The organism is Caballeronia glebae (assembly GCF_001545035.1).
In the GTDB taxonomy this organism is placed as follows: Bacteria; Pseudomonadota; Gammaproteobacteria; order Burkholderiales; family Burkholderiaceae; genus Caballeronia; species Caballeronia glebae.
The window spans coordinates 1-25246 of sequence record NZ_FCOJ02000075.1 but is presented as its reverse complement, the minus strand read 5'-3'; the positions used below and the strand labels follow the sequence as shown (position 1 = coordinate 25246).

Annotated in this window: 21 protein-coding genes; 8 read left to right on the top strand and 13 right to left on the bottom strand. The window is 61.2% G+C overall.

Annotation, left to right across the window (positions count from 1 at the left end; genetic code table 11):
- Nucleotides 1-64 precede the first annotated feature (64 nt).
- The gene (locus AWB82_RS32355) at nt 65-223 is read left to right on the top strand and encodes a DUF3563 family protein (RefSeq protein ID WP_086973380.1); all 159 of its coding nucleotides are present in this window, start codon (nt 65-67) and stop codon (nt 221-223) included.
- Nucleotides 224-245: 22 nt separating this feature from the next.
- On the opposite strand, the gene AWB82_RS32350 is transcribed toward AWB82_RS32355, so the two are convergent.
- From AWB82_RS32350 to AWB82_RS32335, 5 genes are all read right to left on the bottom strand, one after another.
- On the bottom strand, nt 246-776 hold the full coding sequence (locus AWB82_RS32350; protein ID WP_143756951.1) for a hypothetical protein: 531 nt from the start codon (nt 774-776) through the stop codon (nt 246-248).
- Nucleotides 777-829: 53 nt separating this feature from the next.
- Nucleotides 830-2068, bottom strand: coding sequence for a glycosyltransferase family 4 protein (locus AWB82_RS32345; RefSeq protein ID WP_086973378.1), 1239 nt, complete (start codon nt 2066-2068; stop codon nt 830-832).
- Entirely contained in the window at nt 2065-2187 is a 123-nt protein-coding gene (locus AWB82_RS38900) for a hypothetical protein (protein ID WP_268811047.1), read from the bottom strand. The genes AWB82_RS32345 and AWB82_RS38900 overlap by 4 nt, the downstream gene beginning before the upstream one ends.
- Nucleotides 2188-2530: 343 nt before the next feature.
- On the bottom strand, nt 2531-3739 hold the full coding sequence (locus AWB82_RS32340; protein WP_235023526.1) for a glycosyltransferase family 4 protein: 1209 nt from the start codon (nt 3737-3739) through the stop codon (nt 2531-2533).
- Between the two features lie 446 nt (nt 3740-4185).
- On the bottom strand, nt 4186-5451 hold the full coding sequence (locus AWB82_RS32335) for a hypothetical protein (protein ID WP_200818244.1): 1266 nt from the start codon (nt 5449-5451) through the stop codon (nt 4186-4188).
- Nucleotides 5452-6014: 563 nt separating this feature from the next.
- Here AWB82_RS32335 and AWB82_RS32330 point away from each other — a divergent pair.
- Nucleotides 6015-6872, top strand: a complete 858-nt coding sequence (locus AWB82_RS32330) for an ATP-grasp fold amidoligase family protein (RefSeq protein WP_086973376.1) — start codon at nt 6015-6017, stop codon at nt 6870-6872.
- Nucleotides 6873-6896: 24 nt separating this feature from the next.
- Here the strand turns inward: AWB82_RS32330 and AWB82_RS32325 are convergent, their stop codons facing one another.
- Nucleotides 6897-10901 (bottom strand): chemotaxis protein CheB, encoded by a 4005-nt coding sequence (locus tag AWB82_RS32325; protein WP_086973375.1) that lies wholly within the window; start codon nt 10899-10901, stop codon nt 6897-6899.
- A gap of 303 nt (nt 10902-11204) precedes the next feature.
- Between AWB82_RS32325 and AWB82_RS32320 the strand changes: the two genes are divergently transcribed.
- The 4 genes from AWB82_RS32320 (at nt 11205) to AWB82_RS32305 (ending at nt 15574) form a co-directional block, all read left to right on the top strand.
- A complete protein-coding gene (locus AWB82_RS32320; protein ID WP_086973374.1) occupies nt 11205-12083 on the top strand; it encodes an alpha/beta fold hydrolase in 879 nt (292 codons plus the stop codon).
- A gap of 137 nt (nt 12084-12220) precedes the next feature.
- Nucleotides 12221-13999: an ABC transporter transmembrane domain-containing protein gene (locus tag AWB82_RS32315; protein WP_086973373.1), complete on the top strand. Its 1779-nt coding sequence runs from the start codon at nt 12221-12223 to the stop codon at nt 13997-13999.
- A gap of 46 nt (nt 14000-14045) precedes the next feature.
- Nucleotides 14046-14384, top strand: coding sequence for a cupin domain-containing protein (locus AWB82_RS32310; protein ID WP_086973372.1), 339 nt, complete (start codon nt 14046-14048; stop codon nt 14382-14384).
- Between the two features lie 95 nt (nt 14385-14479).
- Entirely contained in the window at nt 14480-15574 is a 1095-nt protein-coding gene (locus tag AWB82_RS32305) for an alcohol dehydrogenase family protein (RefSeq protein WP_235023525.1), read from the top strand.
- Between the two features lie 166 nt (nt 15575-15740).
- Here AWB82_RS32305 and AWB82_RS32300 read toward each other — a convergent pair whose 3' ends face one another.
- Nucleotides 15741-16109 carry an NUDIX hydrolase gene (locus tag AWB82_RS32300; protein WP_086973370.1) on the bottom strand — a complete coding sequence of 123 codons (369 nt, stop codon included), beginning with the start codon at nt 16107-16109 and terminating at the stop codon, nt 15741-15743.
- 242 nt (nt 16110-16351) lie between these two features.
- Here AWB82_RS32300 and AWB82_RS32295 point away from each other — a divergent pair, with 242 nt between their 5' ends.
- Complete coding sequence (locus AWB82_RS32295) at nt 16352-17263, top strand: CHAD domain-containing protein (protein ID WP_086973369.1); 912 nt, start codon at nt 16352-16354, stop codon at nt 17261-17263.
- 55 nt (nt 17264-17318) lie between these two features.
- Complete coding sequence (locus tag AWB82_RS32290) at nt 17319-17672, top strand: H-NS histone family protein (protein ID WP_086973368.1); 354 nt, start codon at nt 17319-17321, stop codon at nt 17670-17672.
- A gap of 95 nt (nt 17673-17767) precedes the next feature.
- On the opposite strand, the gene AWB82_RS32285 is transcribed toward AWB82_RS32290, so the two are convergent.
- The 6 genes from AWB82_RS32285 to acnD form a co-directional block, all read right to left on the bottom strand.
- On the bottom strand, nt 17768-18211 hold the full coding sequence (locus AWB82_RS32285; protein ID WP_086973367.1) for a DUF2501 domain-containing protein: 444 nt from the start codon (nt 18209-18211) through the stop codon (nt 17768-17770).
- Nucleotides 18212-18337: 126 nt separating this feature from the next.
- On the bottom strand, nt 18338-19651 hold the full coding sequence (locus tag AWB82_RS32280) for a PQQ-dependent sugar dehydrogenase (protein ID WP_086973366.1): 1314 nt from the start codon (nt 19649-19651) through the stop codon (nt 18338-18340).
- Nucleotides 19644-20093 (bottom strand): DUF2231 domain-containing protein, encoded by a 450-nt coding sequence (locus AWB82_RS32275; protein WP_086973365.1) that lies wholly within the window; start codon nt 20091-20093, stop codon nt 19644-19646. The genes AWB82_RS32280 and AWB82_RS32275 overlap by 8 nt, the downstream gene beginning before the upstream one ends.
- A 562-nt stretch (nt 20094-20655) precedes the next feature.
- The gene (locus AWB82_RS32270) at nt 20656-20892 is read right to left on the bottom strand and encodes a hypothetical protein (protein ID WP_086973364.1); all 237 of its coding nucleotides are present in this window, start codon (nt 20890-20892) and stop codon (nt 20656-20658) included.
- 222 nt (nt 20893-21114) lie between these two features.
- Nucleotides 21115-22308: a 2-methylaconitate cis-trans isomerase PrpF gene (gene prpF, locus AWB82_RS32265; protein WP_086973363.1), complete on the bottom strand. Its 1194-nt coding sequence runs from the start codon at nt 22306-22308 to the stop codon at nt 21115-21117.
- Between the two features lie 24 nt (nt 22309-22332).
- Nucleotides 22333-24930 (bottom strand): Fe/S-dependent 2-methylisocitrate dehydratase AcnD, encoded by a 2598-nt coding sequence (acnD, locus tag AWB82_RS32260; protein ID WP_086973362.1) that lies wholly within the window; start codon nt 24928-24930, stop codon nt 22333-22335.
- Nucleotides 24931-25246: the final 316 nt, after the last annotated feature.

The following is a 25246-nucleotide window of genomic DNA, read 5'->3' as shown; positions in this document are numbered from 1 at the left end:
CGCGCTGCGTCAGGCGGTGAAGCGATACGGCGAACGCCGCCTTCCACACGACAAGGAGCACATCATGTTTGCACTGCTTTCCTATCTTCTCGGCAAATTGGTTTCCGGCGACGACGTGCGTTCGCATAGCGCCTATCTCGCAGCGTCGGGAGATCTGGCGAATCTCGAACGCCGCATGCGTCACGTCGAAGAGGAAGATCGTGCGTACAGCATGTCGTTTTGAGGTCCGGTATCCGGCGTGAGGATCAATGACTTGCGTCGCCATGCGAGCGGCGCGCATCGAGATCCTTGATGGCCGGAAACACGGCGTCGTCCCACGAATCCAGACCGTAGGACCGAAGCACCAAATTCCGTGCGACGAATATCTCGAACATCGGCGTGCCCGGATGCAGGCGCTGGTCTTTTTGATTCTGTTCCGACAGCCACTGGAGCTCCCGGGGGTAGTCGTCCGGTGCCTCGTTGCTGGCGATCGATGCGCGCTCGACGATAAAAAGCTGTGCGCCCGGATGCGTGCGCGCCCACGACTTGAAATGTCCTTCGCCGGCGAAAGGCCCCTTCCAGCGCACGCAGTATTTGCAATCCGGAGCCGAGTGAACGACCAGTTCGATAACCTCGCCTTCGGCCACCGTCGTTTGGCTGACTTTCGCGGCCCAGGCATCCTTCGGTTTCGGCGCCGGGACCGCGCTGCGCACTTCATCGGGGACGCGAGCATTGACGAGCACCATGACCAGCGCGACGAACAGCGTCGCCAGCACCCACTTCACGGTCACGCTCATGGAGTTGCGCATGATGACCTCGCCGGGTCGATTCGCCAACTGCTATCCGCGACTCAATTCGCCTCGCGTCGTGTCGCCAGCCAAGGCTTTCGATCTTCGACGCGGACCATTCCTTCGTACAGTTCGACGTAGGAATGAATCATCGCATCGAGACTGAACTTTCGGGCGTGCTGACGCAGCCGGTCATGCGCCGATGGATCGTCGAGTAAAGCGGTCGCCTCGTGAATCTTGTCGATCAACGTCTCGGGCCGCGCGACGTCGAACAGGAGATTCGAACGCGGCTCGATGATCTCAGGAATGCCGCCCATGTTCGAACCCACGACGGGCACGCCATGCGAGTACGCTTCGAGCACAACCAGCCCGAACGGTTCGTTCCAGACGGAGGGCACCACGAGAATATCGATGCTGCTCAGGAAATCCGAGGGATCGACGCGTCCGAGGAAATTCACACGCGGGTCCGCGTATTTCGTCTTGATCGATTCGACGAAGTCCTGATCTCCGGTGCCGCCGATCGCGAGCGTCCAGTCGAGTGACCGGTTCGCGAGCAGTTGTTCCAGCAAAAGCTCGACGCCTTTTTCAGGCAGAACGCGTCCGAGCATACCGAGTCGCAATGGCGAGTTTCCAGCTTGTCTCGAATGCTGTGCGGCTATGGAATCCTTCGCCGGCTGATAACCATTGTTGATGACGGTCGTCTTTGCGGCGCGCGAGAAGAAGCCGCTTTCAAGGTGCTTCTGCAACACGAAATCGCTCACGCCGACCGCCACGTTGACCTGCGCGGACGCAATCTGCTTCGGCTTTGCATACAGCGAGCACACGCCGCACTGACTCGCGCAAGGCTTTCCGGCCGTGAGCATGCTCGCCGTGGGGCACAGCAGATAGTAGTCGTGGATCGTGTGTACGATGGGCACGCCAGCGTTGTTGGCGACGCGCCATGCATCGACGGAAAGACACGAGAGGTTGGCTGTATGAACGATGTCCGGCTTCTCGCGCTCGATGATTTCGGCGAGCTTTCGCGTCATGGACGTGTTGCGCACGTCGATCGCGTGCCATATCAGCTTGGCGACGCGCGAATGCTCGCCGGGAGCATGCGGCCAGTAGAGATTGGTCGAACGCAGACGATAAACCGTCGCGCCATTGACGTCTTCACTGCGGTCGTCGCCCATTCCGGTCGCGCAGACCACGCAAACCTCGACGCCTGCCTTGACCAGTCCGTCGGCAAGGAGTCGCGTCGCGACTTCGGCGCCGCCGACCTCGTCTGGAAAATATAACGTGTTCGCGATCAGTACTTTCACGGCGTATGGATAAGATGCGGATCAATACGGGCCGGCGGCTTGGCGATGCGGAGATCTTCGCGCGCGCCATAGCCTGATGAACGCTTGCCGATGATGTGATGGGTCGAATGTCCCTTCATGTGTCGCGGCTCCGGTTTAAAAGCGTATGAGCTGATGGCTAACAGTTGGCGCCGCGTCACCTCGATCCGATCGACGACAAGATGGAGATCGAGTGTGGTCGGTCGAGCTGATTCATGATCTTACAAGCTGTGCGGCCCAGTTTACCCCAACGAAGCAAGGGGTATTGCGGTTTTTCAATTTGCGTACTTCCTACATACCTTCCGGTTTCCTTATGAATCGATAGTCGAACTGCGAGGCGATTCGACACCGTTTTTACCTTTTGGACAGCGGTAAAAATGATATGCGCCGCGGCGGCTACAAAGGGTTCTTCTCTACCTCGACAGAAGAAACCCGTTCGACGAATTAAGGACATACGGCGCGTGGAATCGCCTGTTCTTCGAGCACGCTTTCATACAGCGCGCGATACGAATCGACCATGGCATCGACGTTGAAGCGCCGCGCGTATTCGCGGAAACGGTCGTGCACGCGCGGGTCTTCGAGCAGCGCGACCGCTTCATGCAGCTTGCCGATGATCGACGAGGGCCGCGCGATGTCGAACACCAGATTCGTGCGCGGCTCGATAACTTCGGGAATGCCGCCTGTGTTTGCACCGACGACTGGCACACCGTGCGAATACGCTTCGACCGTGACCCTCCCGAACGGTTCATTCCAGATCGACGGCACCACGAGGATATCGATGCTGTCGTAGAAAGCGTCGGACTTCACGCGGCCGAGATACTCGATGCGCGGATCGTCGTACTTCGACTTGAGGGCCTGAAGGTAATCGGCATCGGCGTGACCGCCGACAGCGAGCGTCCACTGCAATGTATCGTCCGCGAGCAATTGCTCAAGCAGCAGTTCCAGTCCTTTCTCCCGCGACACGCGCCCGAGCAAGCCGAGCCGAACCGGGCCACCTTCATAGCGGCGCGTGCGTGGCGGCGCAGTGGCAGTGTCGAGCGATTCGCAGGCGTTGTAGATAACCGCCGTGCGCGCCGCACGCGAAAAATAGCCGCTTTCCAGATGCTTTTGCAGCACGAACCGGCTCACGCCGACAGCGACCGCGACGCGCGCCGAAGCGACTCGCTTGGGCTGCGCATACACCGCGCATACGCCGCACTGCCGCTCGCATGGCTTCGAATGCGAGAACATGATCGCGGTCGGGCACATCAGATAATAGTCGCGCGCCGTGTGCACGATCGGCACGCCGGCATTGCGCGCGAGACGCCAGATATCGACAGACAGGCAGGAGAGATTGCTGGTGCTGATCACGTCCGGCTTTTCACGCGCGATGATGCTGGTGAGCTTGCGCGACATGATGACGTTATAGACATCGATGGCATGCCAGATCAGCTTGGCGACGCGGCCGTGTTTCTCTCGCAGATGCGGCCAATAGAGATTGACCGAACGTAGCCGATACACCTTCACACCGTTCACGTTCTCCACGTGATCGACGCCCGATCCGGTCGCGCAGACCACGCAGACTTCGATGCCCGCCCTGACCAGACCCTCGGCCAGAAGTCGCGTCGATACTTCAGCCCCTCCGGGTTCATCCGGAAAGTAGAGTGTGTTCACGATCAGTATCTTCACGACGTCGAAGTCCCCTTGAAAGGCCTATGCAAAAACGCGGCAGAGCAAAGCGCTCTCAGGGTTCGACGATCGAGCAAACGACGGAAAAACCCCGGAATACAAGGCAGAAATTGAAATCATCATACTCGACGGTGAGCTAACTTTGTATTCACGGAATAAGCGACGCGGTGCTTCACCATTGATCGTCGAGTCGTGCTCGTGTCTGCCATGACAGATACTCGCGCGAGCGAGAGCGGGCTCGACTGCGATGCGGAAAACATAACAGTTTGCGCAGTGGCGTTCAATGTGATGCCGTACATAGACGCCGATGACTTTGCATGTTGAGGAAGACGACATGCGAGCCAGCGCGATCATGCACAGAGGCGCACAGCGATCGACTTCGAGCCTATGTTTCGAACGCCGCGGCCTGCGCCGCGGCGCTCATGTTGCCATCACTGCGGCTCGTACCACGAATAGGTCGGAAGCGTGGTCAGTGGCGTACCGATCTGGAACGTGATATCCCGCAGCGAAGTCAGCGGAATGTTGCGCGGATCGCCTGTGTAGCGCCGGACGTCGCCGTTATCGTTGATATAGATGACGATGTTGCCCGTGATGCCCGCCACGTTCGTGCTCGAAAGCGGCTGCCCCCAGATATCGAACACCTGGCCGAGCGTGAAGTTCTTCATGTTCGGAGTTTCGATATGGATGATGCCGGTGTTGTCATGCGTATGCGTTTCGTAATTGCACTGCGGCAAGATGCCGACGTTCTTCGGAAACGCGAGCCACTGTCCGTCCTTGAAGATGGCGACATGCGAGTGCACGTGGAAGGTCTCGGCCATGCCAGCCGCGCAGATCAGACCGTCGACCGTCGCGCCGGTACCGCCCGTCGCCGTGTTGCCGTCCGCCCAAAACGAAGTGCCCACGACGCCGCCATAGCTGAGCGTGGTGACGGTCGGGGTGAAGGGCGGCGGATCGGTCCACGTGTAGGTTGCGATCTGCGTCGGCGCCGTGCCAATGACGAGCGTCACTTCGCCGTGTTGCGGCAACACGAGACTCGCGAGATCGCCGGTGTATTTGGTGAGCGTGCCGCCCGTGTTGACCCACGCGGTCACATCTCCGGTGATGCCCGCCACGTTGGTCGTGCTGAGCGGCTGACCCCAGACGCTAAAGAATTGACCCAGCGTATAAGACGCATTGGATGTCACGTCCATGCGGATCTTGCCCGACGCATCGACCGTGTGGACCGGATAGACGCAGCCCGTCTGCCGCGCCATGGTCGGCGCTATCGTTCCGATGTTCGCCGGCAATGCTAGCTGTTTGCCATTCTGATAAACCGACAGATGCGCGTAGCTGTACTTGTTGCCGGCGATCGCGCAATTGAGATTGCTGACCGCCTGGCCTGCGCCGCCGGTCGCTGTCGAGCCGTCGCTCCATTGCGCAGCGCCGAGCGTTGTGCCATCGACGACAGGCGTCGCGGCGGCGAGCGTCGGCGTGGTGTTCGTCGGCTGCTGTGTGGTTCCGCCAGGCGTCGTCGACGGTGTTTCACCGGGTGTCGTCGACGGTGTGGTTCCGCCGGGCGTTGTCGACGGTGTGCTTCCGCCGGTCGTCGTGCCCTGACTGGAGTCATTGCCCGGACTGCCGCCACCGCCGCCGCCACAAGCGGCAACCATCAAGAGCGCTGCGGCCGCGACCGCGCCGGTCATCCAGCGAGTGTTCATATGTTTCTCTTTGAGCATGTGTCGACTCCGCCCCTTGAAGGATTTCTGAAGGTGTTGCGGGTTGCACTGCGGGCGCATGCGCGATGCATGCGTGGCGTGCATCCGGCATCGGAAGCATCGCGAGCCGCTCTCGACGCAAGAAACGGCCTTGCTCGTGGAGCCAGTCTCGATACGATTGACGCAAGTGTTGACGCCTGTCGCTGCGACGCTCGTTGATCGACCGAAAGACTTCCGGTCGGACTTACGCCGTAGGAGTTCGCGACTTATCGAAACAGAGAAACCGGTCCGGTTATCTAATTCGCCGGCCCAAGGAAATTTAAACGCGATGCGTTGCAGTCGCAAGCGGAACTACTTTTAGACACGTGTTCCGATAGCGTGGTTTTCGGGTGTGTGCGTTCGCGTACATACGCGTAGCCCATGATTCAGCAGAAAATCGAAGTCTTGATCTGAATATCGTCGGGCAGGCAGCAACGCTACGACGAAAGGCGGTACGCTTTAAAGCGCCGCCGAACCGGGGCGGACGGGGTTTCGTCTGATGTAAAGAAATAATAGGAGGCGAGTGAATGACTCTCTCGAAGACGTTCTTCCACAGCGTAAGGGACTGGCTGCCCGATAACCTGTACCTGACCATTTATCATCGTCGCCGGATCGGACGATTTCCGAAGCTGCGCAATCCGACCACGTTCAATGAAAAAATCCTGCGGCGCTGCCTCGAACCCGATCCGCGCTTCGGCGATCTCAGCGACAAGCTGAAAGTGCGCGAATACGTTGCCGATAAGATCGGCAGCGAGTATCTCGTGCCACTGGTTGCGGAGCCGTCCGCCTTCACGAAAAGTGTTTTCGACGCGCTTCCACAAGCGTTCGTCATGAAGGCGAATCACGGCAGTGGATTCGTGCACGTCGTTCGGGACAAGAACGAAACATCGTTTGAAGAACTCGATGCGATGGCGCAAAGCTGGTTATCGACCGACTTCTATGCGATCGCGCGAGAGCGTCATTACCGCACCATCGAGCGACGCATTTTCTTCGAGGCACTGCTTACCGGAGACGATGGAAAGGTCCCGCCCGACCTGAAATTTCATGTCTTCAACAAGCAATCGGGTGATCCGAAGATTTTCATCCTCGTTATTACGGATCGTTTCGGAGCGCCGCGCGGCGATATGTACGACGCCGACTGGAATCTTCTCGATATCGGCATGGGCCACTATCCGCGCAGTACGACTCCGGCCCCGCGACCGGCCAACCTGGACGCGCTGGTGGCGATCGCGCGCGACTTGGCTAGCGATTTCGAATTCGTGCGCGTCGATCTGTACGACGCGAAGGACAAGATTTATTTCGGGGAACTGACGTTTACGCCGGGCGCGGGCATGTTCGCCCTGCATCCGGACAAAGTGGACTATGAGTGGGGAAGCCTGATGTAAGTTCGCTCAACGTTCGTCCTGACGTCATGGCCGTTGGCGCGTTTCCTTGAGCGGAAACTCGATGTGACATCGCGCCCCGTTCGGCCCGATCTCCAGTCGGCCGCTACCATCGAGCTTGTCGGCGACTCCGCGTTCGATCGTCTCCGTGCCGAAGCCGCGTCGTCGAACATTCGGCGACGCGTCGGGCGCGGGGCCATCATGTTCGGTCCAGTCGAAGCTGAGCCACGTCACGTCCGTTCGATCGACGAGCGCCCAGCGAATCCGGATCGTTCCTCCGTCTACCGAAAGCGCGCCATAGTCCAGCGCATTGACGACGAGTTCGTGGACGATCGTCGTCATCGCCACGGCTGCTGTCGGTGAAAGAGGAACACGCGGTCCGTCGATATCGAAGTCGCCCTTCGTTTCACCGAGCGCTTCGATCTCGGCACGCACGACAGCATGCAGATCGACTTCGACATCCAGTCCATCGGCCAGCACATTCTCGATACGCGCGAGCGCATGCAGCCGGCCGGCCATGAGCGACGCATAGTGCTCGACGCTGCGTGCACCTTCGGCAGTGCGCGCGTTGATCGACATGATCTCGGCCATGATGCCGCGCATACGACGCTTGAGTTCCGTGAGCGGCACCGATTTGTGTTCGAGCGCCAGACGCAGCGCCACGGCCGACCGTGCGCGTTCGAGTTCCGCCCAGCAACGGCCGGCGACGCCCTCGGCAAGCGCGACCATCTCCGGCATCCAGCGGCATGACGAACGCTGCGTCACATGTAGAAGCCCGCGCAAACGGCCTTCGGCCATCACCGGGACAAAGATCGCAGCGCCCACGCCGGTCTGTGCGAGAGTCTGTCTGTGCGTCGCTGAAAGGCGCGAATCGGCCTGGGTGTCGTTGACGACCAGCGACTGGCCGCGCTCATACGCGGAAGCGAACGGCTCGCACGAAATCAGCGACAAGAATTCGGACGTTGCCGGCGCGCCATCTTCGACATGCGAATTCTTTTCGGGCTCGATGGACAGCCATTCGACCTGCTCGGCGTCCAACTTCTCGGCGACCATCCCGCAAGCCAGGCGCGTAATGCTGTCGGCATCGCTCAGATCGCGCGCCGCGTCCGAGAAGCGCGTCAAAAACGCGTTGATTTCCCGAGTATGAAACCGCGAGCGAGACAGCTCGATCTGCCCTTCGACGCGCGCCATCAACTCGCGCGCGGAAAAGGGCTTCGCGACGTAGTCGTCCGCGCCAGCCTTGAGCCCGTTGATGGCGGCGTCTTCGCCAGCGTAAGCCGTGAGAAGCATGACCGGCGTGTCCTTGAGCGCCTCGTCCTCACGTATCGCGTGCAACAGCGCGATGCCGTCCGTGCCGGGCATCATGACATCCGCGAGGATCAGCTCGGGCCGCCGCCGACGCGCTTGAGCAAGCGCGAGCGCGCCGTCGTGCGCGACGTCCACTTCCCAGCGTGCGCCGAGCAAGCGTTGCAGATGGTCGCGAACATCGGCGTTGTCGTCGACGACCAGCACGCGGCCGCGCTTCGGGCCCGTGGTCGCGGTCGACTCGACGAGGTCATCGTCTGCGATCGATTCGTCTGGCCGAAGCCAGCGGGCCGCCTCATCGGCCAGCCGCGCGGCGAGTGCCGGCTCGCGCCCGTCCGCGTCCGCGCCCTCAATTGTTTCGAGACGGGAGGTCAGGGGAATCCAGACCTGGAACGTGGTGCCGGATTGCTCCTCGCTTCGCACGGACACCTGACCGCCCAGACGCTGCACGAGATCTTTCACGATCGCGAGCCCGATGCCCGCGCCTTCGACCGTGCGCGCGCGGGATTTTGGCACGCGATGAAAACGCGTGAAGACGTTAGGCAACTCGGACGCCGGGATTCCGACGCCGGTGTCGATCACTTCCAGCTCCGCATGCAGCCTGATGGCCTTCAGACGAACGGCGATATGCCCTTCGAACGTGAACTTGAGCGCGTTCGAGATCAGGTTGGAAACGATCTTTTCCCACATCTCGACGTTGACCGGCACGGGCTGCATGTCCATGTCGATGGAGACGCGCAAATCGAGTCCGGCAGCCTTGATCGCGCTGGAAAACGCACTGACGATGTCCGCCGTGAGCCGTCCGAGATTGATCGGTGTGACGGCGGGCCGACCCTTGAGATCGATGGCCGAGAAATCGAGCAAACTGTTCACCAGCCGCAAGAGGCGGCGTGCGTTGCGAGACGCGACTACGACGTTCTCGGCCGCTTCTTGCGGCAGCGACGCGTGCTGGAGGCGCAGCTCGTCGAGCGGTGCGAGCATCATCGTGAGCGGCGTGCGGAACTCGTGGCTCACATTCGCGAAGAACTCGGTCTTCGTGCGATCGATCTCGGCGAGGCGCGCCTGTCGCTCGCGCTCCAGTTCATTGGCCAGAGCGTCGCCGATACCCGCGCTGACCTGTCGAACGACGAGGTCGATGAAGTGCGCGTGCGCTTCGTCCTCGGGCCGATGCGGACTGAGACCGAGGATCAGGACGCCGAGCGGCCGCACGCGGGTCGATGTGCCCAACGGTGTGATCAGCGCGCGCGTGGGACCGTGGCTGCGCCGGGGCGCCGTGGCGGGCGCCAAGAGACCGGGAAATCGGCTGTCGAGGTCGTCGACGACATGGCTCGTCTGGACGCCCGATCTCGACGCCGCCAGCGCCGCGGACACGGGCCAGCTCCCGTCGTCTTGAACGTTCATCGAGAGGACGTATGGCGCGGCCGCGCAGCCCGCCTCCAGGCCGGCCGCGCCCGCAAGACTCGCCTGCTGGCCCGTTTCGTCGAACAAATAGATCAGGGCGAAGGGCAAATCCGCCGGGGCGGTGGCGAGCGCGGCGGCAGCGCGTTCGCAAGCTTCGCGTCGCGACGATGCCTCGGCAAGCGCTTTCGCGAGCGTATGCAACGCGCGCGTGCGGCGCTCGGCGACGACGTTGCGGGTCGTCTCCCAGCCCGTGTTCTGCACGCCGAGCACACGGCCACGAGCGTCGCGAATGGGGGAATACGAGAACGTGACGAAGACTTCCTCCACGAAGCCGTGCCGGTCGATCATGATCGGGAAATCTTCGCCGCCGACGGCCTCGCCGTGACTCAGCACGCCTTTGGCAATGGGTCCGAGGACGTCTGTCCAGAGCTCCGGCCACGTTTCGTGCGCGGGCCGGCCGAGGGCCTGCGGATGCTTCGCTCCGACGAAAACACGCCAACGATCGTTGTAGATCTGAATCAGATCGGCGCCCCAAAGGATCGACATCGCCTGCGGTGAATCGATAGCGGTACGCACGGTGAGTTGCAGCTCGGCGGGCCAGCCGAGGACACAGCCGAGCGGCGTCAGACACCAGTCGATCTCGCGCGCCAGATGCGCTATCTCGCCGGCATCGCCGAACGTGCGGCCGATGGCGCGCAACTCCGAGCGCATGCGTGGCCGTGGCGTTCCGCGCACGATTTCGCCGACGACCTGCCCGATGTCGTCGAGCGGCACCACCATGTCCGCCGCGCCCGTGGCGATGGCCGCCTCGGGCATTTGCGGATACTCCGCGCTCGCCGGACTCTGCACGATCAGGCGGCAACCGGCGGTGCGCATAGCATTCACGCCGACGGAACCGTCGCGGCCCAGGCCCGTGAGAATCGCGCCGATCGCGCGCGGACCGAAGCTGCCCGCAACCGATTCGAAGAGCCGGTCGATCGGCCGTTCGACCGCGCCACCGGGACAGGGCGACAACGCGAAGCAACCGTCCGGCAGCAATTCCACGAATGAGTGGGCTGGCGCGACCATCAGTCTGCGCCCGCCGATGCGCGAGCCGGCGGTGATCCATTCGACCGGATACGCGAGACGTTCGAACACCCACAGTGTCGCGTCGGTCGGCAAGTGCATCATCAGCACGACCGTGAGCGGCAGATCCTTCGGCAGGCCATCGATAAGATTGGCCGTGGCCATATGACCGCCCGCCGACGCGCCAACGACGATGAGATCGAAGGCGGACTCCGGGACTTGCTCCAGCCGCGACAGCGATGTCGAATCGGGAATCTCCACGTGCCATTTCTCCCATGCTGCCCGAGCATCGACGCGACGCGAAGAAGTTGCGATCGATGATCGGTCTTTTCAGGCTAGCACGAATGATCGAAGCGAATTCCTATCCGACAGGCTCCGACATTCTTCTCGCAACGAGAACAGCGCATTCTTCATTCCGCCGATTCTGTTGAAAACATGAATGGTGCACCATGCATTCAGTCGCGCTGCAGCGGCGGCCCGGTGCGAATATAACCGTCGGCCGCACTTTCGAAACCGTCTTGTGAATGCAGCGTCCGTGATCACCTTTTCATAGGGATTCAAATCATGGCCTCGATTCCTGTCGTCCGATACAAGTGCGAGAATATCGACGGGCTCAATGTGTTCTACAGAGAAGCCGGCGCGGCGGATGCGCCCGTCGTTCTTCTGCTCCACGGCTTTCCCACGTCCTCGCATATGTATCGAAATCTTATTCCGATACTCGCGCAAAGATATCGCGTGCTCGCGCCCGACTATCCCGGCTTCGGTCAAAGCGATGCGCCGGATCACAAGGCGTTCGAATATAGCTTTCGGCGATACGCCGACATCATCGACGAGCTATTGCGGCGGCTCGATATCGATAGCTTTGCGATGTACGTGATGGATTACGGCGCGCCGGTCGGCTATCGGCTCGCGCTGAAGAATCCGGCGCGCGTCGCGGGGCTGATCGTTCAGAACGGCAATGCTTACGTCGAAGGTCTGCGTGAGTTCTGGAATCCGATCAAGGCTTATTGGGCCGATAACTCGCTGAAGAATCGCGAAGCGCTGCATGGTCTCGTGACACTCGAAACGACCAAATTCCAGTACACGGACGGCGTTTCCGATCTATCCAGAATCAGCCCCGATAACTGGATACACGATCAGGCGCTGCTCGATCGTCCGGGGAACCGCGAAATCCAGATGGATCTGTTCCTCGACTATGGGACGAATGTTCCGCTGTATCCGGAGTTTCAGGCGTTCTTCCGTGAACACAAGCCGCCGACGATTATCGTGTGGGGCAAGAACGACAAGATCTTTCCGGAAGCGGGCGCACATCCTTATCTGCGCGATCTTCCGGACGCGCAGATGCATATCCTCGACACGGGACATTTCGCGCTGGAGGATAAGCTCGACGAGATTGCGCCCCTCCTGCTCGCTTTCCTCGATCAGTCGATCGGCGCATCCTGAGCGCGAGAGAAAAGAGGTTCGCGGGCGGCGCGCGTTGTGGAATCGAATCGGCGAACGGCGCGGGGAGCGCAAAGCTTTCGCGCATGCTCTTCGCAACGATTGGTACTATCGATACATCTCCACGACGTTGCGATTCCATGCCTACCGCTGCAGCTTCCGCGCCACGAGTCGGCCCGCTCTTCGCTCTCGCTCCTTTTCTGCGGCCTTATGCCGGGCGCTGGGCACTCGCGTTCCTCGCGCTCGTGACCTCGGCTGGCGCGACGCTGGCATTGCCGATGGCGTTCCGATATCTCATCGATCGTGGTTTCGCCAGCGGCGACCGGACGCATATCGATCGCTATTTCATCGCGCTGTTCGTCGTGTCGCTCATCCTCGCAGGCGCCACGGCGCTGCGTTTTTACTGGGTCTCGTGGCTGGGCGAGCGGGTCACGGCCGACTTGCGGCGTGCGGTCTACGATCACATCATGGGCATGAGCCCGCAATTCTTCGAGACCACGCAAACGGGCGAAGTACTATCGCGTCTCACGACCGACACCACGCTGATTCAGACGGTCGTGGGCACGAGCCTGTCGCTCGGATTGCGCAACGCCTTGCTGACCGCGGGCGGCATCGCGATGCTGGTGATGACGAGCCCGGTGCTGTCGGGCTACATCATCGCCGTGCTGATCGTGGTGGTTGTGCCCATCGTCTTCTTCGGACGGCGCGTTCGGCGGCTTTCGCGCGCGAGCCAGGACAAGGTCGCGAACGCGAGCGCGCTGGCAGGCGAGGTGCTCAATGCAATGCCGACCGTGCAGTCGTACACGCAGGAGGCATTCGAGGCGCAGCGCTTCGGCACGGCGGTTGACGCGGCCTTCGATACCGCGCTCACGCGAATCCGCGCCCGCGCTGGCCTGACGGCCGTGGTCATCGTGTTCGTGTTCGCCGCCATCGTATTCGTGCTCTGGCTCGGCGCGCAGGCTGTGTTGGCCAGGCAGATGACGGCGGGACAGTTGTCGCAGTTCATCCTTTATGCGGTATTCACGGCGGGCGCCGTCGGAACGCTTGCGGAGGTATGGGGCGACTTGCAACGGGCCGCCGGCGCAACCGACAGGCTCATGCAACTGCTGGCCGCGCGCTCGCCCGTCACCGAGGCGCAGAAGACCGTGCCGATGCCCGCCACGGGCGAAGGCATACGCTTCGACAACGTCGGCTTCTCTTATCCGTCCCGCCCCGGCGTCGCGGCGTTGTCGGCATTCTCGCTCGATGTCCGCCCGGGTGAACACGTCGCGCTCGTCGGTCCGTCGGGAGCCGGCAAAACCACGCTGTTTCAGTTGCTGCTGCGTTTCTACGACCCGCAGTCCGGCAGCATTCTGATCAACGGAGTGCCGACGCGGCAGATGTCGCTGGCTACATTGCGCCACGCGATCGGCGTCGTGTTGCAGGACTCGGTGATCTTTTCGGGGAGCGTGCTCGACAACATCCGCTACGGCATGCCCGAGGCGACGCTCGCGCAGGTGCGCCGCGCCGCCGACATGGCCGCCGCCGCCGGTTTCATCGAGCAGCTTCCGCAGGGCTACGACACGTTCCTCGGCGAACGCGGCGTGAGGCTGTCGGGCGGGCAGCGTCAACGCCTCGCGATCGCGCGTGCGATCCTGCGCAATCCGCCGGTCCTTTTGCTCGACGAAGCCACCAGCGCGCTCGACGCCGCGAGCGAGCGGCTCGTGCAAACAGCGCTCGACAACGCCGCGCAGAACCGCACGACGCTCGTCATCGCGCACCGGCTGGCGACCGTGCAGCAAGCGGACCGCATCGTCGTCATGGAGCAGGGCCGAATCGTCGCGCAGGGCCGTCACGCCGATTTGCTGCGAAGCTCGCCGCTCTACGCCCAGCTTGCGGCGCTACAGTTCGGCGAGCTGGCCGGAAGCGATGCCGCCTAGCGCCACGATGCCGGCTACGCACTTTAATGTTCACCGAGGTCGAGCCATGCAAATCCAGACGGGTAATCTTTTCAGCTTCGAAGCGAAGCGCGGTAATGAAGAGCGGATCGACATGCTCGTCACGGGCCAACGCCTGAACGTGGAGCGAATCGTGTCGATGGGACAGGCGAGTCCCGAAGGCTTCTGGTACGACGACTCGCGCGCCGAATGGGTCGTGCTGCTATCGGGCGCGGCCGCGCTGGAGTTCGAAGAGGATTCGACGCTGCACGAGATGCGTCCCGGCGACTACGTGCTGATCGAGCCGCATTGCCGGCATCGCGTTGCATGGACGCACGTCGACGAGCCAACCGTCTGGCTCGCGATCTATCACGAACGGCGCGCATAAATAGAAATCATGCGTCGATGAAAAAATAGCGCATTGACGACGTCGTTTGCAGGTCGAATACTTCGAACGTATCGACTTGCAAACGAGGTCAGACGATGCCACGTTCACTTCCCGACACGATGCACGCCGTTCTGCTCACCGGACTGGGCGGCTTCGACAACCTCGAATATCGCACCGATGTTCCGACGCCGCGACCGAAAGCAGGCGAAGTGCTCATTCAGGTGCGCGCGTCGGCGGTGAACAATACGGACATCAACACGCGTATCGGTTGGTACTCCAAATCGATCGACAGTGATACGGGCTCGGGCGGCGCGGCGGGCTTCGACAAGGTCGATAGCTCCGACGCTTCGTGGTCGGGCGCATCGCTGAAATTTCCGCGCATTCAGGGCGCCGATTGCTGCGGCTATGTCGTCGCCGTGGGCGATGGCGTATCGGCGGGGCGCATCGGCGAGCGCGTGTTGGTCAGCAGCATACTGCGGACCTACGTCGACTATCGTCCGTTCGAATGCTGGACCTTCGGAAGCGAATGCGACGGCGGCTTCGCGCAGTTCACGGTCGCGCCTTCGAGAGAAACGTTGAAGGTCGATTCCGATTGGTCCGACGCCGAACTCGCCTCCATACCGTGTTCGTATTCGACAGCCGAGAACATGCTGCATCGTGTGAAACTCGGAGCGGAAGTCGTCCTGATCACTGGCGCATCGGGCGGCGTCGGGTCCGCCGCTGTTCAACTCGCAAAGCGCCGGGGCGCGACGGTTATCGCGCAAACCTCCGCGAGCAAGGCATCGGCGCTTCGTGCGCTCGGCGCGGACCGGATCGTCGATCGAAAGGAAGATCTGGCGTCGGCGCTCGGCGAACAATCGGTCGATGTCGTGATCGATGTCGTCGGCGGCGAGCAATGGCCCGAACTGCTCAAGGTGCTTCGCCTCGGCGGACGCTGCGCGATCGCAGGCGCGATTGCGGGACCGATATCCAGAATCGATCTGCGCACGCTTTATCTCAAGGACTTGACGCTGATGGGCTGCACGTTTCAGGATGAAGCGGTGTTTCCGAATCTGATCTCGTATATCGAGAAGGGCGAAATCAGGCCGCTTATCGCGAAGACTTTTCCCTTGAACGACATTCGCCTCGCGCAAGAAGAATTCTTGAACAAAGGACATCTCGGCAAGATCGTGCTGACCCATCCTGAATAGCAACGAGACGCCGAGGGCTCCAACTTCCTGATGATGGATCTATTCTCCACGCGCCGCGAAACGGGAAGCCTGGCCGTCATCGACGATCTGCGTCCGATCGGGCTTATCAATCGCGATATCTTCATATCGCAGATGAGATCAATAGGCGTATTTCCGATCTTGACGATTACTTTCTGCGCCGCCCACTCATAAGTTTGACGATATCGCTGGTCGGCGCGCTGGTCATGAGGCGCGCGATGTCGTCGAGGTGAACCCAGCGGCATTTGGATATTTCGTTACTCGGGCGAGCTTTTGCACGATTCGGGACTTCGCAGGAAAACACGTGATGGTGCTTCTGCTTGCCGCGAAATTCGAAGAGATATTTGGCCGACTTTCCCGATAACCGCGTCTCTTCTCTGAGTTCGCGCAGCGCGGCATCCGAAAGATGTTCTCCGCGTTTGAGTATTCCGCCCGGCAAAGCCCACTTCGACTGACTGCGAGCGACCAGCAGGATTCGCTTGCCTCGGCGGCAGATCACGGTGGCGCGTTTCTTCAAACCGAACTCCCTTTTTTCTGGGTATGTTCGAGGCGCTTCATGCGCCATCGTATCGGGCAGTGCTTGAGTCGCTGAGTATCCTAATACAGAACGAGATTGATTCGGCGAGTTCGCAACGCGAGGGCGGCATATGCGCCACAGTCAAAAGGGGTTTCATCAAAGAGTCACAAATATGCGATGCGCGCACTTCATTGTGGTAATGTCTGAGCCAAACAATTTTTTGTTCAACCCGAGGCATTGAAATGGATATGGATGGTGACTGGCCTTTGCCACGGCCAACCACTTTCTTCAAAGTCGACCGGCGTCCCGCCGGTTCTTCACTCTCGGAAACGAACTCAATAGCCAGTACTTTCTCGTCACTGGCGACCCCGGTGGTAGCGGAGGCAGTGCAAAGGGCGAGAGAGCTATCCACGGCGAGCGATGCAGAGGGATTTCATCAGCTTCGCGTCGCCTTCAGAAAGCTTCGAGCGTTGTATTGGGCGTATGCTCCCTACCTCGGAAAAGAAGCGACCGCGCAAGCCACCGGCGAATTCAAGCGTCTTGCTGCGGTGGCGGGCGGAACGCGTGACTGGGACATCGCGGGCGATCTCTTGAAAGCGGCCCGGGATTCGGGCGCATCGGTGGACATGCTCGTGGCGGCCGCGCGTGAAAAACGCGCACAAGCAGTCGTGCATAGCCGGACGCTGATCAAAAGCGACGATGTCGAAGCATTCCTGAAGGAAGCTTTGCATCGCGCCCAAACAGCGCTCCAGTCGAGTTGCGACGACCTGCCGATTCAGGCATTCGCGCAAGGGCGCGTTCGGCGTGCGCAGCGCGCGCTTCAGAAACGCAGCAAGCGTGTCGCGCAGAATGAAATTACCTGTGAAGAAGATCTTCACGAAGTTCGGAAAGCTGGAAAGAAGTTGAGGTATCTGCTCGAATTTTTTCGACCCGTTATCAAAGGCGGGCACGGTCGCACCATCAAGATGTTGACATCCGTGCAGAACAAGCTGGGGCAGTTCAACGACATTGCCGCAAGCGAGACCCTGATTCGCAGCGCTTCGTTCAGCGAGGTGCCATCCGAGGTCATACAGGAATCGCTGCAATGGCTGGAAAAACAGAAGGGCCGCCGAATGCGCGCGGCTTCGCGGCGGGTTCGGGACATCGCGGTCTGAACCGGCGCACGAGCAAGATCAGCGAGCTGTCGATACACATACATTGAATCAAGAAATGGCTTACACAACACCCGAAATCACACAACTCCTGGCGAAGCAGGACGCGCTGAACAAGCAACTGGTCGAAGCGAAGGAACGCGAGACGCGCCAGGTGCTTATCGAAATCGTGCAGAAGATGCGCGAATACAACATCAAACTGGAGGAGCTGTTCGGCAGCAAGCCGAAAGCGCAGGAGCCGGTCAAGGAAGCGAAGTATCGCGATCCGGTCGGCGGATCGACCTGGAGCGGACGCGGCCGCGCGCCGCAATGGATCGCCGGAAAGAATCGCGATGAATTTCTCGCGGACGCGCGCGCGACGAAGTCGGCAAAAGCCGCCGTGCAAGCAGCGCTGTTCGGCGACGACGTTTGACGGGAAGCGCAGGCGAGAAGAACTCGGCCTTGTCCGTTTTGAAATGGGGCCGATCGTCTGGCGGCGATATCGACAAAGCACGCGTGCTCGATTCTCTATAAAAGAGACTTACCCTGAGCGAGAATCTTGTCGCAAACCTGCTTGGTGACTTGTTCCTTCAGGCCGCTACCGCTCAGGTCGACCTGTTTGCCGTTGCCGCTATCGAGAATGCCTTTGGCACCGTTCGTATAACCTGAATCGCTGGTGGCGGAGCCGCCGAGCTTACTCATCAGCCCGTCTTTGACGGATGTTGCGCTGCCTCCGAGATAGTTGTTCTTGACGCAGTATTCGAGTACGCCTGCGACGTTGCTCGTGCTGCCTGACGATAGCGAATCCAGCGATAACCCACTCGTCAAACCGCTTAGGTTTCTGAGCCCGCCGCTGCTGCTGTCTTTACCTTGATTGAGAAGGTTGCCAAGCTGAGCGTGGGCTACCGGGATGGAAAGCAGGGCTGCAGTCAGGACTCCGCTGGCCAGTGCGTGACGCCTTGAGAAGATCATGGTGCCTCCATGGTTTGATCTCCCACTATAGTCGATGCACGCGCACGGGTCGGCATGAACCGCCAGCGTTTCGTTTCATTGAAAAGTCCGGGTTATTCGATCCGGAACGTGCACATTCCTGGCGTCTTATCCGCCACTTCCTGTGACCCGCCACACGGCATTGCCGACGTCGTCGGCGATCAGCAGACCGCCGCTTCGATCCTGCGCCACGCCCACCGGCGCGCCGTATAACTCCTTTTGATCGGCGGATGTGAAGCCGGTCACGACATCTTTCGGCGCGCCGACCGGCTTGCCATTTTCGAAAGCAATGTACGACACGGCATAACCGGCCAGCGGCGAACGATCCCAACTCCCATGCTCGCCGATGAAAGCCCCGCCCCGATATTGCGCTGGCAGATTGTCGCCGGTATAGAACGTCAGCCCGAGCGGCGCGACGTGCGAACCGATAGCAAAGTCCGGCGGGATCGCGCGGGCGACGAGATCGGGACGCTGCGGTTGCGCGCGCGGATCGACGTGCTGTCCGTAATAGCTATACGGCCAGCCATAGAAGGCATGCTCCTTTACGGAGGTCAGATAGTCCGGAACGAGGTCCGCGCCGATTTCGTCCCGCTCGTTCGCAATGGCCCAGAGTTGCCCGGATTTCGGCTCCCATTGCAGTCCGGTCGGATTGCGAATGCCCGCCGCATAGATACGGCTCGCGCCTGTCGCCGTGTCGACTTCGAGAACATCCGCGCGCCTGTATTCGACATCCAGTCCATTCTCGCCGACATTGCTGTTCGAGCCGACGCCGACATAAAGCTTCTTGCCATCGGGACTCGCCAGCAAGGCTTTCGTCCAGTGATGGTTGATCGTGTCCGGCAGATCGGCAAGCTCGACGCCGCGCTCGGTTATGCTCGTTGCGCCCGTCTTGTAGGGAAACTTGAGGATCGCGTCGGTATCCGCGACATAGAGCGTGCTGCCGATAAGTTGCATGCCGAACGGCGAATGCAGATGATCGATGAAGACATGCCGCTCCCATTCGCCGCTGGCGGTCTTCCTCAACAACGTGATGCGATTCGCGCCTTTCTCCTTCTTCCCCGATTTCCCCTCGATCAGCCCGGCGATGAGTTGCTTCGGCGTGGTCACTGCTTCCTCGTTGGGGCTATTCGATTCTGCTACCAGAACGTCGCCGTTGGGCAGCGCGTAGACCTGACGCGGATGCACGAGACCGGACGCGATCTTTTCAATCTTCAGTCCCTCGGCGACCTTGGGCGTTGCGCCGTCGCGCCATCCTGTGTACTTGGGAACCTGCATTGGCGGCGCGAAGAAATTGCGCGCATCCGGCAAAGGAGGCTGGCCGCCCGCCTGATGTTGCGCGTCGTATTGCGCGTGTTCATTGCATCCGCTCATCGACGCTGCGAATGTTATCGCCAGAGCGCTCATCACTGTGTGCTTATTCATGAGCCGCCTCCGCGAGCGAGAGTCTGTGCATAGCTATCGCGATATGGCCGATGCTCAGAAAGACCACGGTGATAACCGAGAGAATCACGTTTTCCGGAACCATCGCATAGGCATCGCGGCTATGCACGAAAGCATTGACGATCGCCGCGACGATTCCGATAAGGTTGAACCAGAAGTCGATCCGTTCGATTCGCGAAACCGCGCGTCGCTTCTGAAGCCAGACGTGACCCAGATTGAGCAGCCGCGGAACGATGGCGATGATAAGACCGGCTGTCACAAGCCACGCCGCGCCTTTGCCCCAGAACACGTTGCGCGTGATGGCATAGGTAATGTCGAAGATCAGCGTACCGACGAAGAGTCCATAAGGAATGGGATCGAGCAATTCGAATATCGCCGGCGCGAATTTCGATGGATGTCTCGATGCGGTAGACGAAGTGGACATGGCTTTCTCTTCATGGAAGTTCGAAAGAACGGGCGGCGTGGTCGCGTTTTTTCCACTAGCGCATGCGGCATGCCCGCGCGCGAGCCTGAAGGTCGTTTGTAATGGACCGTTGTTCTCGGCCTGCGCGCTGCTCGAAGAGAAAAGACGGACGAGGCGGCGCTTTCGGCCGCGCTGTTGATCGTGCCCATCGCGCCGAGCACATAGAGAAGCTTGATCGTTCGCTGCGGCTTCCGTAGTTCTTCGAGACAGTCCAGACGCGTCCATAACAACACGCCGGCATGCGAATTCGAATCACGCATCACGCACAATATGAGGACGTCCGCGACGATCAATGCCAGCGAAGAAGTTTTGATGAAGGCGGTCGCGCGAATGCCGATAAGATTGAACGCGACCACGAAGAGCGCATAGCTTTGCGCCGATCATCGATCGAGCCGGAACGGTCAGCGAAAACGTGACGCACAACGCGTTAAGCGAAGTGGCTCTGCGTCCCGCCGATGCCGCCTCTTAGATTTATGCCCACGGCCTCAAGAGGCGGCACCGGTCGGTTGTACGCGCTCCGCGTTCACTGCAAACGCGGGTCCAATCCCGGATGTATCGTCGATACAGGCAAGGGCGGCGGAAGGTGAAGAGCCGTCAGAATCGCCGCGCCGGGCCACGATGCTGGCAGCGGCGGCATTTCGGGAAGCGTGTTCTTGCTATCCGGATTGGTCACATACAGAATGCCGCCGCGAATGGCGGACATCGCATCGCGATGAATTTTTTCGACGCAGGGCAGATCGGTGATGGTCAGAGTGGTCATGGCAGGTCTCCTGGCAAAAGTAGATGAATGGCGACGAGCAAGTCGCCACTCGATCTTCTGCACAGGGCGTGCCAACCGATGCGAAACGCGCCGCCCAACGGCTTCGCTCGAATTTATCGGCGCATAACGGCGTACTCCGAACGAAATTCCAGCGCACACACCGATTGCACGACGGCGCGCGCACGACAGTTCGTTCGCGCGATGTCGGCGAGCGCCCGACACTCAATCCAGCGACACGACGGGAACCGACACGCGGCCTTCCATCAACACGCGCGCGCTACGGCTCATGATGGCTTTCTTCACCTGCCATTCGCCGTTCGATTCTACCGCTTCAGCGCCGACGCGCAACGTGCCCGAAGGATGCCCGAAGCGCACCGACTGGCGCTCGCCGCCGCCCGCCGCGAGATTGACGAGCGTGCCCGGAATGGCCGCCGCCGTGCCGATGGCGACAGCCGCCGTGCCCATCATCGCGTGATGCAGCTTGCCCATCGACATCGCGCGCACGAGCACATCGACATCATCGGCGCCGATGCGCTTGCCGCTCGACGCGACGTACTCCGCCCGCGGCGCGACGAACGCGATCTTCGGCGTGTGCTGACGCTTGGCGATTTCATCGAGGCTCTTGATCAGCCCCATGCGCAGCGCGCCATAGGCGCGGATGGTTTCGAAGCGTTTCAAAGCCGCATCGTCGCCGTTGATCGCGTCCTGAAGCTCGGTGCCGGTGTAGCCGATGGCGTCCGCGTTCACGAAGATCGTGGGAATGCCCGCGTTGATCATCGTCGCCCTGAAGGTGCCGACACCCGGCACGTTGAGATCGTCGACCAGATTGCCGGTCGGGAACATCGCGCCTTGTGCGCCTTCTTCCTCCGCTGCGGGATCGAGAAATTCGAGCTGCACTTCGGCGGCCGGGAACGTCACGCCGTCCAGTTCGAAGTCGCCTGTTTCCTGCACCGCGCCGTTCGTCATCGGCACGTGCGCGATGATCGTCTTGCCGATGTTCGCCTGCCAGATGCGCACGATCGCGATGCCGTTGTCCGGCACGCGTTCCGGATCGACGAGGCCGCTTGTAATCGCGAACGGACCGACCGCCGCCGACAGATTGCCGCAATTGCCGCTCCAGTCGACGAATGGCTTGTCGATGGCAATCTGGCCGAAGAGATAGTCGACGTCATGACCGGGCCGCGCGCTCTTCGAGACGATGACCGTCTTGCTCGTGCTCGACGTCGCGCCGCCCATGCCGTCGATCTGCTTGCCATACGGGTCCGGGCTGCCGATGACGCGCAAGAGGAGCGCATCGCGCGCGGGTCCGGGCACGCGCGCCGCTTCGGGCAAATCGTTCAGGCGGAAGAAAACGCCCTTGCTGGTGCCGCCGCGCATGTAGGTCGCGGCGATCTTGATCTGAGCTGCGTGTGCCATGTGATTCGGTTTCCTAAGTGAATGTCAAGCCGCTTCTTTCGACGACTCCAGGAAGTCCTGAGCGAAGCGTTGCAACACGCCACCGGCTTCGTAGATCGATACTTCCTCGGCCGTGTCGAGCCGGCACGTCACGCTCACTTCGACACGCTCGCCGTTCGCGCGATGGATGACGAGCGTGAGATCCGCGCGCGGCCTGCGCTCGCCGATCACGTCATAAGTCTCGGTGCCGTCGATGCCGAACGTCTGCCGATTCGCGCCCGGCTTGAATTCGAGCGGCAGCACGCCCATGCCGATCAAGTTCGTGCGATGAATGCGCTCGAAGCCTTCCGCGACGATCGCTTCGACGCCCGCGAGCCGCACGCCTTTCGCGGCCCAGTCGCGCGACGAGCCTTGCCCGTAATCCGCGCCCGCGACGATGATGAGCGGCTGCTTGCGCGCCATGTAGGTTTCGATCGCTTCCCACATGCGCGTGACGCGGCCTTCCGGTTCGATGCGCGCGAGCGAGCCTTTCTTAACCTGACCATCGACGATAGCCATTTCGTTGATGAGCGTCGGATTCGCGAAGGTCGCGCGCTGCGCCGTCAGGTGGTCGCCGCGATGCGTTGCGTAGGAATTGAAATCCTCTTCGGGCAAGCCCATTTTCGCGAGGTATTCGCCTGCCGCGCTGTTCGCGAGAATCGCATTGGACGGCGAGAGATGATCCGTCGTGATGTTGTCGCCGAGCACCGCGAGCGGACGCATGCCCGTGAGCGTGCGTTCACCCGCGAGCGCGCCTTCCCAGTACGGTGGGCGGCGAATGTAGGTGCTCGGCGCGCGCCAGTCGTAGAGCGGACTGATAGCTTCGCCGCTCTGCGGGGTCAGCGCGAACATCGGCTCGTAGACGCGGCGGAACTGTTCCGGCTTCACGCTTTGCTTCACAATGGCGTCGATCTCCTCGTCGCTCGGCCAGATGTCTTTCAGATACACGGGCTGACCGTTCTTGCCGACGCCGAGCGCATCGCGTTCGATGTCGAAGCGGATCGTGCCCGCGATCGCATACGCGACGACGAGCGGCGGCGACGCGAGAAACGCCTGCTTCGCATACGGATGAATGCGGCCGTCGAAGTTGCGGTTTCCCGAGAGCACGGCGGTCGCGTACAAGTCGCGATCGATGATTTCCTGCTGGATCGCGGGATCGAGCGCGCCGGACATGCCGTTGCACGTCGTGCAGGCGAACGCGACGATGCCGAAGCCGAGCTGCTCCAGATCCGGCAGCAAACCGGCTTCCTGCAAGTACAGTTCGACCGCTTTCGATCCCGGCGCGAGCGACGACTTCACCCACGGTTTGCGCGTGAGACCTTGCGCATTCGCATTTCGCGCGATGAGCGCCGCCGCGATCACGTTGCGCGGATTACTGGTGTTGGTGCAACTCGTGATGGCGGCGATGATCACCGCGCCGTCCGGCATCTGCCCGGGCGTGTCTTCCCATTTACCCGCGATGCCGCGCGACGCCAGTTCGGAAACCGGCAGGCGCTTGTGCGGATTCGAAGGCCCGGCCATGTTGCGCACGACCGCCGACAGATCGAAGCGCAACACGCGTTCGTATTCGGCGCGCCCGAGCGAATCGGCCCACAGGCCGGCGGTTTTCGCGTAATGCTCGACGAGGCGCACTTGCTCGTCTTCGCGGCCCGTGAGACGCAGATATTCGATCGTCTGCTCGTCGATATAGAACATCGCTGCGGTCGCGCCGTATTCGGGCGCCATGTTCGAGATCGTCGCGCGGTCGCCGAGCGTGAGGCTCGCTGCGCCTTCGCCGTAGAACTCCAGATACGCGCCGACCACTTTCTCCTTGCGCAAAAATTCGGTGAGCGCGAGCACGATATCGGTCGCCGTGATGCCCGGCTGACGCTTGCCGCTCAACTCGACGCCGACGATATCCGGCAGGCGCATCCAAGAGGCGCGGCCGAGCATCACGTTCTCCGCTTCGAGGCCGCCCACGCCAATCGCGATCACGCCGAGCGCATCGACGTGCGGCGTGTGGCTGTCGGTGCCGACGAGCGTGTCCGGATACGCAATGCCATCGATTGCGTGAATCACCGGCGACATGCGTTCCAGATTGATCTGATGCATGATCCCGTTGCCCGGCGGAATCACCTCGACGTTCTTGAACGCCTTCTTGGTCCAGTTGATGAAGTCGAAGCGATCCTCATTGCGCCGGTCCTCGATCGCGCGATTCTTTGCGAACGCGTCGGGATCGAAGCCGCCGCATTCCACCGCGAGCGAATGATCGACGATGAGCTGCACCGGCACCACGGGATTCACCTTCGCGGGATCGCCGCCCTGGTCCGCGATCGCGTCGCGCAGGCCCGCGAGATCGACGAGCGCCGTCTGCCCGAGAATGTCGTGGCAGACGACGCGTGCGGGGAACCACGGGAAATCGCGCTCGCGCTTTCTCTCGACGAGCTGCGTCAGCGATTGTTCGAGGATCGCCGGATCGCAGCGGCGCACGAGATTCTCCGCGAGCACGCGCGAGGTGTAGGGCAGCTTGTCATAGGCGCCCGGCGCGATAGCTTCGACGGCTGCGCGCGCGTCGAAGTAATCGAGTGAGGAGCCGGGCAGGGGTTTGCGGTTTGCAGTGTTCATCGCCGTGTCTCGGTCATGGCATGGTCTTTCGCGCGCCATGCTCAAAGGTATTGTGGGGAAGACCCCTTCAACTGGAAATACGGGCTATTTTAGGCGCCGTTTTCAAAGAAGGCCCGCCGCCATGTGTGACGGCGGGCCTGAACCTTCACGTCTCTCGCGTATTCGCTGCGCTTCACGCGCCCTTTACGCGCCCTTCACGCGCCCTTTACGCGCGCTTCGCGAGCGGGACGAATTCGAGGTTCTCCGGTCCCGTGTAATTCGCGCTCGGCCGGATGATCTTGTTGTCGATACGTTGCTCGATGATGTGCGCGCTCCA

Bases quoted from the DNA above. Each gene is read 5' to 3' on its own strand.
- AWB82_RS32330 (WP_086973376.1), top strand. From the start codon at position 6,015: ATGACTCTCTCGAAGACGTTCTTCCACAGCGTAAGGGACTGGCTGCCC.
- AWB82_RS32305 (WP_235023525.1), top strand. From the start codon at position 14,480: ATGCCACGTTCACTTCCCGACACGATGCACGCCGTTCTGCTCACCGGA.
- AWB82_RS32270 (WP_086973364.1), bottom strand. From the start codon at position 20,892: ATGACCACTCTGACCATCACCGATCTGCCCTGCGTCGAAAAAATTCAT.
- AWB82_RS32310 (WP_086973372.1), top strand. From the start codon at position 14,046: ATGCAAATCCAGACGGGTAATCTTTTCAGCTTCGAAGCGAAGCGCGGT.
- AWB82_RS32275 (WP_086973365.1), bottom strand. From the start codon at position 20,093: ATGTCCACTTCGTCTACCGCATCGAGACATCCATCGAAATTCGCGCCG.
- AWB82_RS32295 (WP_086973369.1), top strand. From the start codon at position 16,352: ATGGATATGGATGGTGACTGGCCTTTGCCACGGCCAACCACTTTCTTC.
- AWB82_RS38900 (WP_268811047.1), bottom strand. From the start codon at position 2,187: ATGAAGGGACATTCGACCCATCACATCATCGGCAAGCGTTCATCAGGC.
- AWB82_RS32290 (WP_086973368.1), top strand. From the start codon at position 17,319: ATGGCTTACACAACACCCGAAATCACACAACTCCTGGCGAAGCAGGAC.
- AWB82_RS32350 (WP_143756951.1), bottom strand. From the start codon at position 776: ATGAGCGTGACCGTGAAGTGGGTGCTGGCGACGCTGTTCGTCGCGCTG.
- AWB82_RS32335 (WP_200818244.1), bottom strand. From the start codon at position 5,451: ATGAACACTCGCTGGATGACCGGCGCGGTCGCGGCCGCAGCGCTCTTG.
- AWB82_RS32285 (WP_086973367.1), bottom strand. From the start codon at position 18,211: ATGATCTTCTCAAGGCGTCACGCACTGGCCAGCGGAGTCCTGACTGCA.
- prpF (WP_086973363.1), bottom strand. From the start codon at position 22,308: ATGGCACACGCAGCTCAGATCAAGATCGCCGCGACCTACATGCGCGGC.
- AWB82_RS32315 (WP_086973373.1), top strand. From the start codon at position 12,221: ATGCCTACCGCTGCAGCTTCCGCGCCACGAGTCGGCCCGCTCTTCGCT.
- AWB82_RS32355 (WP_086973380.1), top strand. From the start codon at position 65: ATGTTTGCACTGCTTTCCTATCTTCTCGGCAAATTGGTTTCCGGCGAC.
- AWB82_RS32280 (WP_086973366.1), bottom strand. From the start codon at position 19,651: ATGAATAAGCACACAGTGATGAGCGCTCTGGCGATAACATTCGCAGCG.
- AWB82_RS32320 (WP_086973374.1), top strand. From the start codon at position 11,205: ATGGCCTCGATTCCTGTCGTCCGATACAAGTGCGAGAATATCGACGGG.
- acnD (WP_086973362.1), bottom strand. From the start codon at position 24,930: ATGAACACTGCAAACCGCAAACCCCTGCCCGGCTCCTCACTCGATTAC.